Genomic DNA, 12,301 nt, shown 5'->3' on the forward strand with positions numbered 1-12,301 from the left:
TAGAAAATAAAGCAGAAGTATCAAGTAATCTTATTGAAGCGTCTGTAAAGCAAGTAAATAATCCGATTATAAAATTAGTCATAAAATCAAATCTTCTTGCAGATGAATTAAATGAAAAAGAAGAAGTTGAAAAAACAATAATTGATGCAAAGAAATTAGTGAAAGAAGAAAAAGTGCTTTTAGGTTCTAACCAGTTTATTGGAATATTTAATTATAAAACATTAGCAACAGCTTGTTATGCAGCTGATAATATGAAAAAATGCGATTATTATATAAATAAAGCTTTGAAGATAAACAAAGATTTGTATAAATATAAATTTGTGGATTCAATTTTATATAGTACGTATTCTTTTTATTTTAAGTACAGTGATGCAGAAAAATCTTTGGATAAGCAAAATATGTGTATAAATATTCTAGAAGAGTATCAGAGTAAGAATTATTATGATTTAATGCGTGCTTATATTGAGAGAGGTAATATATATTTTGAAAATGATGAGATAGATAAAGCAATAGCGGATTATCAGTTAATCTTAGATAGGTGTTCACTAGATAACATGTGGGTACCTATCGCTTATTATAACCTGGGAGATGCATATAATAATCCAGCAGAATCAGATAAGGCTATAGACTTTTATTCAAATGCTTATTGGTTATGGAATCAAGAGGGGTGGGTAGATCTAAATATAAAAATCAAAGAAAATTTAGAAACGATATATAAAAGAGCTGGTGGCTCTGAAGAAGCATTTGATAAGTGGTTTCAAGAACAAATAGATAAGGCAGAAAAAGAATTAAAAAAATATTGAAGAATAGGATCCGATTATTCTAAGCCTCATTAAAGAACAGTGTATGGTTAATACAAAACCACAAGTCAGCAACCCTTATTTAAAAGGATAAGGAGCATCATGCGGTATTTAAAATATTTGCTATTAGCCATATGAAACTGAAGATTATATTAGAGCCTTAACAAACATAAAAAAACTAATTAAAAAAGAAAAGAGTATGTTAGGTTCCAATCAATTTGTAGAAATTTTTAATTATAAGATGTTAGCGTATGCCTGTTATTATGATAATAATATGTCAAGATGTGTGTATTATATGAATATGGCGAAAAAATTAAATTTAAAAACATATCAGTATGTAGATGTAGATGCTTATCTATATAAATCTTTGGCAAGGATGTATGATGATACCATGGAAGGAGTGGAAATGGAGATTCCTTGAAAAGAGCAATAGATACTCTTGAAAAAACGAATCAGGACGCAAAGGTAAATAACAATATAGGAGTAGGATATTTGCGCTTAAGAAATTTTCAAAAAGCATATGACTGTTTTCAGGAAGCTCTTTCTCTTGCTCAGTCAGAGGAAGATAAGGCTTGCATTTTATAGAAAAGGCACTGAAATATGCAAATAAAAATATAACACTTTTAGAGGCATGGCAGGTACGGGATCATTATGATCTGTTATGCTCACCTTATCATAATCTGGCGGCAGTATCTTACTATAACATTGCCAAGACATGTGTATACTCAGAGAATAAGTCTTTAATTATAGAGTCGTTTGCAAAAACGTACTATCTTTGGGGACTTGAGGGGTGGAATGATTTGAATCAAGATATAGAACGTGAATTGAGGGAAGAGTATGAACGTCAAAATGATGGAAATGAAAGTTATGATATCTGGTTCAACAAACAAATCCAAAAAGCAAAGAAGGATTTAGAAAATCGGTGGAACCAGTGATTGACAGGCTTATTTTTCTTTTTGCATTGATCAGATTAAAGGGAGGCAGCAATGGAAAAAAAGAATCAGGAAGTATCCAGTGCAGATGTACAGGAATTAAGTTATCAGTTGTCTGGTAATCTGGAAGAATATCTTGGGCGGTTTGAACAGATAGAAGAAGGGAAGAACAGATTTAATTTTTCAGCTGCTTTTTTCCAGCATTTGTGGATGGCATACCAGTTTATGTTTTTTGATTGGTTGATCATATGTTTTATAGGACTTATTCTAAAGCTTGTTCTGATAATATGGGGGCTGTATCATACGGGTTCTATGAAGGGCGCAATTCTAAACTATTTATGGATTTGGTTATTTTTTTGGTTAATAAAATTTATTATATTGGGTCGTTTTGGTGACAGACTTCTTTATAGAAACATTAAAAATAGAATTAAAAATAACCGAAAGGGAAAAGTAAGCCTGATTACCTGGCTGACTTCTTCCGATAAAACATTGGTATTTCGGGGAACTGCTGTAGTTGTATGTGAAATTATTGGGCTGGTTCTATTAAATGATGTACTAGCTATTCTTATAGATTGGATTGTGTACTGATAAGATAAGTGAATTCTCAAATTTAAGAAAGAAAAGGTAATTAAATGACACGCCTGGAGTCAATAGAAAAGTATTTAAGACCATTTTTTTACAATCTGGTGAGGAAAAAAGTGATGATTATGGAGCAGCAATTAACTGACTGCATACCAAAAGAAATAGAAGCTTTTTTATGGGCGGCTGTTGAAAGGCAAAAAACAGATACCTGGAGACCAGCTTACCTGTCAGTATTTTATTTGCATAGCAGTTCGTTGACCGGTATTTATCAGTATCAGGTTCGTCTTATGAATGAGAAAATGTATTTTGATGATAGTTTCGAAGAGTTCGAATGGTTTGCATCTTTTTTGTACGGAACCATGCTGGAAGAAAAAGCTGTATTGTCATATGAGCTTAAAAGAAACTTTGTAAGGGTTAAAGAATATGAAATCAATCATGGACTTCGTCTACTGGCAAAGGAATATAAAAAAGTAATGGAAGTGTATCTGATGAAAATATTTTGTTATCTGAATGAGAATCCGGCTTTTATGGAGTTGGAAAAAAAAGAACCATTTCATTTTTTATTTGGAGATTATATGGGAGAAATAAAATCTATTTTAATATACGAAGGGGGAAACATTCATGTCAGCTAAGAATATATTTGGAAATAGCTTTACCGTAAATCAGGAAATAAACATAGTGGGAAAAAAGACAGAAATAAAATCCAAAGGAGAAAAATGGCCGAACCTTACTTTGGGAGAGGTTGCAACACCGACAGATCTTTCTGCAATGATTCCTGCAGCTCTTGGCGCAATACCCACCTGTTCCGGGAGCGGACGTATTTCGCAGGAACTAATGGCTGCAATGGGGGCAGTTAGCGCTGCCGGGACGGTTATGGTAACTCAGAATCAGAACACAGGTCAGTACACCGCCGAATACATTCTTTCTCTTATGAAGGTCATGAACGGTGCCTATGCAAAAGGTGGAAATTTAAGTGAAGAAGAGTTAAAAAAATTAATTATGCTCATAATGGGTCAAATGTTAGAAAAAGCAGGTCCTGGATTTTCAAATTGGAATCAGGTGTTAAAAGATCTTATGCAGAATGCAACCCTGGATAACTTCATGAAAGGGGTACAATCCGCTGTTTGTGCATTGACTGGGGATCCTGTAAATGCTAATACAGGTAATTTTATTTATGAAAAAGATGATATTGAGATAAAAGCATTAGTACCATTAATGTTTAAACGCACATATAACCGGATTGATAATAGAGAAGGCTGTATGGGGCGAGGGTGGCGGCATAATTACGAGATTGAGATAATCACTGAAAACGATCGTTATACTATTATTTGGGAAGATGGTCGGGAAGAGATTTATATGAGGCTGGAAGATGGTGGAATTGATGCACTATTCGGCTGTATATGCCGCCTTGAAAAAAATGATAAAGGTTTTTCCTATAAAACACAGGAAGGAATTGTATATATATTTAACCAACAGGGACATCTCCTTTCAAGAACAGATGCCAACGGTAAAGGACTATTCTTTACTTATGGACGAAATGGGAAGCTGGAATGTGTTTTAAACGGTTCTGGCGCTATGCTCAATTACAAATACGACAGTATATCAGGCCATCTGATTTCCGTATCAGATCATACAGGCCGCAATGTTGTGCTCAGTTATGAATTGGGACGGCTGTGTCGCGTGACCAATGCCGGAGGAGAAAGTTACTGTTACTATTATGATGATGAGAAAATGCTTTATCGGATTCAGAATCCAAGAGGAGTATTTGTTCTGGAAAATAATTATGATGACCAGGGGCGAACCGTATGTCAGCATTTTGCCGACGGAGGGGAAATTCATTATGATTATCAGGAAGAACTCAGTCGTACCCTTGTTACAGATCAGAACAACAATAGAGTTGCTTACATTCATGACGAGCGATTCCGCAATGTTAAAACGGTTTATGAAGATGGAGAGGAGGAATTTACATATAATGAACGGAATCAGATGATCCGTTATACAGATAAGAATAGAAACCATACCAGATATTCCTACGATGATAAAGGAAATGTGTCGAAGGTCATTTATCCAGATGGATCCCAAAGCAACATGACCTATGATGCCAATAACCGCCTTCTCACATGGTCCGTAAATGGTGTCGAGAAGTTAAAGAATGTTTATGATACAAAGGGAAATCTAATAAAAACTTCTGATGCATTAAATCGGAAAAGGGAGTTTGAATATGATAGCAAGGGAAATGTTTTAAAGGTAAAACTTCCAGATGGCAGTGCTGTTTTCTTAGAATACGATAACAGGGAAAACATTATTGGTTATACCGATGAGTCTGGTAGAGAGATAAATTATGAGTATGATGACTGTAACCGGGTGATACGCACAATAGACGGAAACAGGAATTGCATCAGCTTTTCATATGACAATTGTGACCGAATATCTTGTGTGACCAATGCCCAGGGAAAACGGCGTATTTATGAATACACCCAAAATGGAAAAGTGGAAAAAATCATAGATTTTAATGGTGCCGTTATCAGTCAGAGTTATAATTGCATGAACATGGTGGATCTTTACACTGGACCTGACGGGGAGAAATTCACCATGGAATATGACCAGCTGCAGAATGTAACCCGCCGGATTTTGCCAAATGGGGGAGAACTGACCTACACTTATGATAGTTTGAACCGCATGGAACAGGTCGCGTTACCCACAGGAGGAATCATTCACTATGAATATGATCCCAACGGGAATCGTACTGCGGTAACAGATCCCAACGGGAACCGTACGGTAATGGAGTATGATGAACGGAACAGGATCACGAAAATAACAGATCCTTCTGGTGCAGCAACCGTGTATGAGTATGATATGGAAGGGCACTTAATTGGAATTACAAATGCCATGGGAAAATCCCACACCTATGTTTATGACGAAGCAGGACAGCTGATCAGCGAGACAGATGTTCTGGGGAATAAGACCTGCTATGAGTATAATGGGTTGGGAAAATGTATTTGTATGATAGATCCTGAGAAGCGAAAGACTGTTTATGAATATGCCAAGGGCGGGGATTTGTCCAGAGTTATTTATCCAGATGGAACATCGGAAGCCTATATGTATGATAAAAATGGCAATCTGATACGGCGCCAGAATCATAAAGGGGATTTCCTTGAAATTACCTATGACAGCTTGAACCAGCCGATAAAGGTTAGAAGTAGCTTTGGACAGGAAAAGAGCTTTACATACAATGCCGCAGGAAAAGTGACTTCCATGACGGATCCCCTGGGGCATGTTACCCATTATGAATACTCTCCTGGCGGGAAGCTGACCTCAGTGATTGATGCAGCAGGAAACCGGACGGAATATGCTTATGATGGTATGGGAGAATTAATTACCATTTGTCAGCATGAGGGAAAGAGCATCCTGCTAAATGGAAACCAGAATTTCCAGGGTAAAAGCACTTCTGATAAAAGTCAGGTCCACGTGACTCAATATGAACGTAATCTGCTTGGGAAGATTGAGACAATCACCAATCCCCTTGGTCTTAAGGAGCATTTTACTTATGATCTGGCGGGAAAAATGTCCTCGAAAAAAGACGGGGAAGGGTACGAAACCCATTATACTTACAATCCGCAGGGTGAAATGGAACAGATCACATATGCCGATGGGCGCAGTGTTGCATTTACATACAATCCCTTAAGACAGTTGATAGAAATAAAGGACTGGCTGGGAACTATCAGGATTGAGCCGGATGAAGTTGGAAGAGCAAAGAAAATCATTGATTTTAAAGGACGTGAAGTTTCTTATCAGTGGGGAAAATCAGGAGAGAGGAAAGCTCTGAAGTATCCAAATGGAAAAACTGTATCTTATGAATATGATGATCTGCTCCGCTTAAGCAGACTGGCAGATGGGGAAAGAGAAATTCATTATTCATATGATGAAAATGGCTATATAGTGAAAAAGATTTTTTCCGAAGGAATTACCACAAGTTACGGTTATAATCCTATGGGACAGTTAAGCAGGCTGGTTCATCAGCAGGCTGGCAAGATATTGGATCAATATGAATACGATTACGACCTTATGGGAAATAAAATTTCCATAAAGAAGATGCGGCAGGCTAATGTCTCATCACCGGATGAAACTTCACGGGAAATAAGCAGTAAACTTCATGAAGAGAGCGGTTTTTATCAGTATCATTATGATTCTATGAACAGGCTTACAGGAGTGATAAAGGATCGGGAGTGTATAAGCCAATACGAATATGATGCTTTTGGGAATCGGATCAGAAAGCAGGGGAGCACTAATAACATCCGCTATCATTACAATGAGGCAAACCAGCTGATTCGTGAGGAAGGGATTTTTCCGGAACCATCTTATCAGTATGATGGAAGAGGAAACTTAACGGCTGTTCTTTATGGACGGGAAGAGGTTAACCGGTATACCTATGATGAGACGAATCGATTAGCGGAAGCTTTTAATAACAAAGGTCAGGCTGCCCGGTATCAGTATGACGGGTTGGGGAACCGGATTGGGAGACAGGAATTTGCTACTTCTGATTTAAAATCTGGTCTTGGTCCTCAACCGGAAATGTTGTTGATGGATCATCCGGAGAGAGAAACGGATTACATTTTGGATCTGACAAGAAATTATCATAATTTACTGGAAAAGACAGAGATAACAGGAGATAGCAAGGAGTCTCAAACTTATACATGGGATAACAATGTTGTATTTATGACAGAAAGAGAACATACACATATTTTATTGCAGGATGAGCTTGGAAGCACGGTTCGTTTGACTGGGGTTCAGAGTAAACAGCAGACTATATATGGGTATGATGAGTTTGGACAGGATTTGTATAAAACCCAGGGAGAGACCCAGCCGTTTGGGTATACAGGGTATCAAAGCGATAGCATAGCAAATACATATTTTGCGCAGGCAAGAGAATATATGCCGGGAATTGGGAGATTTGCCGGGGAGGACATCTTTAAAGGATATAAAAATGCGCCAAATACATTTAATTTATATTCGTATACTTACTCTAGTCCATTGGTATATGTTGATCCCAACGGAGAGACTGCGGCAGAAGTTTTGAGAACTGGAATGGGTATTGCAGGAGCTACAGCATTATCAGATAGTCCGGTTCCAGGGCCAATGGATGTGGCTGCAGCGGTGATTGCAGGAGCGACATTGATTGCAGCGGGAGGTGTGGCTGTTTATGAATGGGTAAATTCCAAAGAAAAAACAAAGGAGGAAAGTGTTGCAGTTACTGATACGGTAAAAAATAATTCTGGAGTGGTTATTTATAGATATGGAAGTGGCAATGCTACAAACCTTACTCCCCGAGAGGTGGACATATCTGGGCTATCATATTCTTTGACAAGACCACCCGCTAGTGTTAAATATACAATGACAACAATTGAAGCTGTAAATAGTACCCGCGTATTGACTGCCATAATAGACGGACCAAACCACGTTTCTATAAAACCCACTAATCCTTTGGAAATGCCATTGTGGATAAACAGTAGAACAACAGCATTAGAAAATCCATACTATTTGACCACAATATTATCAGGTATATCAGTAAAAAATAATGGAGGAGCATGCGATGGAACGAATTGATGAATTATTAAAAATGGAAGAATACAATATTTACCTTTATACAAATTTGAGTTTGGACAGATTAACCGAATTAGCAAAATATTTTTCGGAAGAAAACATTGATTTATCAAATTACTTTACTTTAACTAAATTTTCAACCAAGTTCTGTTGGAATAATATAGTACTTATTATCAAAAAAATGGAATATCCCCAGAAGTTAAGAGGTTTACCGTACTTATTTGAGTTTCTTAAAGATATTAATTGGCCAGTGTTCCAGGAATCTGTTTCTGTCATAATTTCTTTTGATAAAAAAGACATAATTTCTTTTATGGAAGAATGTTTGCATCAGGCGTATTTACAAGAAGATGGCATGTGGATTTCTGGTATATATATGGTTGCACAAGATATGGATATACAAGCTTCGGATTTTAAAGATGAGAAAACCTTCGGATTGTTCCAGCATGGGGATTTTTAAGAAGAAATTTTACAGGTTTATATAAGCAAGTTAATTGGTTCGAATGTATTTTCCACAGGAAATGATGAACGGACCGTGGAGTTTTCGTGAAAAGAAAAATTTATTAACTATTTTATTCAGGGGATATCTAACGAAAGATAAAGGGAAATGAAATGGACAAGTATGGGTATGTATTAAAGCGTCAGGAAGAAAAGGTCACCGACAAACGGTACCACAAAAACGATTTAGAATTAATGACGACTTTTCAGCTGCGCGAAATATGCAGGAAGGAAAAGATCCTTCATGGTATTATTAATCCCATGGATAAGGAAGAACTCATCCGGGTAATTCTCCGCTTTAAAGGAGCGGAAGAATATTTCCTGATAGATAGTCCGGATGAGGCTGGGTTTCAGTCCATAGAAAATGTGCTGAAAGGAAGCAAACTTCAGGAACAGCAGGATATGAACCTTCAGTGTGGTTCCAAAATCGTAGCATATGAAGGTCTGGCTATTGGATATTACGACGGACTGACCATACCCTATGAAGAACGGCTGGCAGGAACCAATGCCTTTGTGGTAGGAGGCGACATGACCTTATGTGCAGTTTTAAATATTGTGCCTATGGGATCTCGTACGGACTGTTTATATCTGACAAAGGCGGCTGAAATTTCCTGTCGGGAGTCCAGCATAAAAAATTACAACTTGTATTGCGTGGGACGAAAAGAGTCAGAACTCCTATATCAGATCTATAATGGAAAATATGATTATATACCGGAGAATCTTAACGTTTACCGGATGTCTCTTCTGGATTTTGAGATCAGAAAGCCGGTTCCCTTATCCATGCCAGTCGCCATGGATTTTGGAACTTCCAATACCACTGCAGGCGTTTATTTAGATAGTCTCTACTTTGAGAAGGCTGGTCTCCATGAAGGAGAAAAAGGGCTGAAAGTCAACGCAGTCAACTATGCACTGTTCTACGACACCTCATCAGACTGGGAAGAGACGACTCTGTTTCCAAGTGTGACAGGGGTTCAGGCGGTTGAATCCGGAAAACCTGCATTCTTGTTCGGTTATGATGCAATCCGTCTGGCCGATTCCAGCTATATTGATGAGGGATTTTGCGTGTTTTATGATATGAAACGCTGGGTTGGAGACTATGAAAAGCTGGAAGAAATAACGGATCGCCAGGGAAGGCGTGGATTTATTTCCAGAAAGGAAATTCTCCGTGAATATTTTGAGTTTGTTTTAAAGGCAGTAAAAAACCGGTTTAAATGTGACATTAAGAGTGTCCACATCTCCTGCCCGGTAAAGCAAAAAGCTCAGTTTCAGAGGCTGTTCTCCGAAATTCTTTCCGAGTATGCAGTTGAAAAAGGAGACATGATTGATGAAGGTGTTTCTGTTTTATACAGTACGATATCCGGTATGATACAGAGAGGAACCGCAAAAGAAGGAGAACAATACAAGGCACTCATTATTGACTGCGGAGGTGGAACCACAGATCTTTGTTCCTGCCGTTTTCGCATTTGGGACAATCGTGTATCCTACCGGATTGAAATTGACACTTCCTATGAAAATGGAGATACGGACTTTGGAGGAAATAACTTAACCTTCCGGATTATGCAGCTTTTAAAAATTTCAATTGTAAATCAGCTGTTTCCCGGTGCCCTGCTTACGAAAGAACAGATTCTGGCGGGGTACGATGTTGATGTGTTCCGCTGTGTGGACCAAAGTGGGCCGGCAGAATTATACCGGGAATTAGAGCAGGAGTACAATAAAGCGGAGGAATTTCTGCCCACCCGTTTCAGGGAATATGAAAACCGGAGCCGTGCAGATTATTACAAGGTAAAAAATAATTTCTACTTTTTATATCATCTGGCAGAGGTGGTAAAAAAGGAATTTTATAATCATGTCGGAATTCTCCGGGTTGCCCTGTCTTCTCAGGAAGTGTGTGAGAGTGCCACCTGCTGGATCGCTGCAGACAAGTGGAAGATGTCCTGCAAAATGCCATCAGGACTAGAGACAATCAAAGAATTTCCAGCTGTTTATTTCAGCATCTATGAGATTGAAATGCTATTAAAGGCAGATATTTACGGCGTTATCCGTAAATTCGTAGAGGGAATGTATGAGGAAGATGTACTGGAGGATTATTCCATCATCAGGCTGACTGGTCAGTCCTGCAAGATTGAAATCTTCCGTGATGCCTTAAAGGAGTTTGTTCCTGGAAAGGCCATTCGGTTTAAGCGCAGAAGCGGGGATATGACCAGGGATTTTGAACTTAAGATGGCATGTGTGGATGGAGCGCTGCAATATTTAAAGGACAAGAAATACGGATTTGCAGATGTGACAATCCGCACAGAAGAGCCTGCACTGCCTTATCAGATCACCGCTGTTACTCACAATGGAGATGAGGTGGTATTAATCCACCCGTTAAAGCGCAACAGTCCCAGTGGAATGATATCCAGGAATATGGAAGATTTAACCCTGAAGCTTTATTTAAAGGATTTATCAGGAAAGGAACGGTATCAATATACATCTTACAGTAACCTCCAGGATTTTAAAGAGAGAGAATATGAAGAGATCCGTGAGCTGTATGGAGAACACATTTTGCAGGCGGATACAGATGATATCATTGAACAGGAAGTAAAGTTCTTTGTATGGGCCAGTCCTATGGAAGGAGCCTTTACTGTGGTGCCGGTTTACCGGAAGGAGAAAAAGCTGTATCTCGGGAATGAGGAGAATTTTTCTTTTGAAAATGACGGTTGGGTTCAAAGCTTTTTTGATGGACTAAAATGATAAGCTGAATCAAAAAACAATGCATACAGAAGAATCGGAAAGCAGATAAAAGATCAGGGAGGAACAAGCAGATGCAGAATTTATACCCGTTATTTGAACGAAACCGAATATTGAAGAAAGAACTGCTATGGTCTTTAAGAGATTATTCCTTTGCCCATATTCAACTGGAATATCAGGAATATGACCAGGGAATTCTGAGGGGGTATGAGATAAAGGTCAGGGAAAATGATTTGGTAATTGGTCCCGGGATCTTTAAATACGGAAACTTTGTCTGTCTTCAGACAGAGGAGGAGCGGGTTCCTTATACACCTAAAGAGCAGCTGCAGTATTTAAGAATGAAAGTGGAAGTCGACAGGACTTCCCAGGATTATATTGCTTACAAAATGGAATATTACCTGTCAACAGATGAAAAGAAGGAAGAAAATGAATTCGAACTCTGCCGCTTTCATTTACGAAGCGGCGCACGACTCAGGGATCAATACAGGGATTTTGGAGATATGGAAACGGAATATGATACGGTCAGCCTCATTCATTCAGAGTGGGGAGGACTGGGAGGAAAAACGCTTTCTCCTGCCATTGTAAAATACTTTGCAAGAAATGTTTTGGAAAGTGAAAACAGTCAGTCAGAAGACCGCTCATTTGCCTATCTGTGCCTGACCAAGCCCGGGGCAGTTCCGATTTATGTAATAGCTTCTTATATCAGTAATCGAAGTGGAACGCCACTGGATACAGAAGTTAATAATCAATTCATTTACCGATCCATGTGTGGCATAATTGAAGAAATTCAAAAGGGAGGGGAAAAGAGTACAAGTAGTAGAAAAGAAAGGCACAGAATACTTGTTGATTGAGCATTAAGGTTAATAAATAAAAGTGGGATATGATGAGGCAGTAAGTTTATGTTGGTAGCACTGATAAAATATGAAGGTTAAAATTTAATTATTATAGTGAAAATGTTTTAGATAATATACTAATACTGAAACAGATGAAGAATTTTATAAAACATTATTATTACATAATTTTTTAGAAGAAGTTTTTAAATATTATGGATGATAATATAAAATATTATCAAATGAAGGTATAATAAATCACTCTAAAAACCCCCCTAATACAACAAGTTTTTATCAATTGTATTAGGGGGGTTTTTAGAAAAATTATTAT

The 12,301-nt window shown here is 38.0% G+C and carries 10 protein-coding genes; all 10 read left to right on the top strand.

Annotated features, from left to right (window positions below; genetic code table 11):
- A partial coding sequence (locus DS742_RS29120; protein WP_170313620.1) for a tetratricopeptide repeat protein occupies positions 1–803 on the top strand: 803 nt, incomplete at its 5' end.
- 292 nt (positions 804–1,095) lie between these two features.
- Positions 1,096–1,221, top strand: a complete 126-nt coding sequence (locus tag DS742_RS29850) for a hypothetical protein (protein ID WP_278336114.1) — start codon at positions 1,096–1,098, stop codon at positions 1,219–1,221.
- A complete protein-coding gene (locus DS742_RS27490; protein ID WP_117420095.1) occupies positions 1,218–1,385 on the top strand; it encodes a tetratricopeptide repeat protein in 168 nt (55 codons plus the stop codon). Before DS742_RS29850 ends, DS742_RS27490 begins: the two co-directional genes overlap by 4 nt.
- Positions 1,373–1,735: a hypothetical protein gene (locus tag DS742_RS27495; RefSeq protein ID WP_117420096.1), complete on the top strand. Its 363-nt coding sequence runs from the start codon at positions 1,373–1,375 to the stop codon at positions 1,733–1,735. The genes DS742_RS27490 and DS742_RS27495 overlap by 13 nt, the downstream gene beginning before the upstream one ends.
- Before the next feature lie 51 nt (positions 1,736–1,786).
- A complete protein-coding gene (locus DS742_RS27500; RefSeq protein ID WP_117420097.1) occupies positions 1,787–2,320 on the top strand; it encodes a hypothetical protein in 534 nt (177 codons plus the stop codon).
- 44 nt (positions 2,321–2,364) lie between these two features.
- Positions 2,365–2,946, top strand: coding sequence for a hypothetical protein (locus tag DS742_RS27505; protein WP_117420098.1), 582 nt, complete (start codon positions 2,365–2,367; stop codon positions 2,944–2,946).
- Positions 2,936–7,918 carry a DUF6531 domain-containing protein gene (locus tag DS742_RS27510; RefSeq protein ID WP_117420099.1) on the top strand — a complete coding sequence of 1,661 codons (4,983 nt, stop codon included), beginning with the start codon at positions 2,936–2,938 and terminating at the stop codon, positions 7,916–7,918. The genes DS742_RS27505 and DS742_RS27510 overlap by 11 nt, the downstream gene beginning before the upstream one ends.
- Complete coding sequence (locus DS742_RS27515) at positions 7,905–8,372, top strand: DUF5071 domain-containing protein (RefSeq protein WP_170313621.1); 468 nt, start codon at positions 7,905–7,907, stop codon at positions 8,370–8,372. The genes DS742_RS27510 and DS742_RS27515 overlap by 14 nt, the downstream gene beginning before the upstream one ends.
- Before the next feature lie 152 nt (positions 8,373–8,524).
- The gene (locus tag DS742_RS27520) at positions 8,525–11,143 is read left to right on the top strand and encodes an acetate and sugar kinases/Hsc70/actin family protein (RefSeq protein ID WP_117420101.1); all 2,619 of its coding nucleotides are present in this window, start codon (positions 8,525–8,527) and stop codon (positions 11,141–11,143) included.
- 71 nt (positions 11,144–11,214) lie between these two features.
- Entirely contained in the window at positions 11,215–11,991 is a 777-nt protein-coding gene (locus tag DS742_RS27525) for a hypothetical protein (RefSeq protein ID WP_117420102.1), read from the top strand.
- Positions 11,992–12,301 lie beyond the last annotated feature (310 nt).

It is taken from the genome of Lacrimispora amygdalina (assembly GCF_003432035.1).
GTDB classification, from domain to species: Bacteria; Bacillota; Clostridia; order Lachnospirales; family Lachnospiraceae; genus Lacrimispora; species Lacrimispora amygdalina.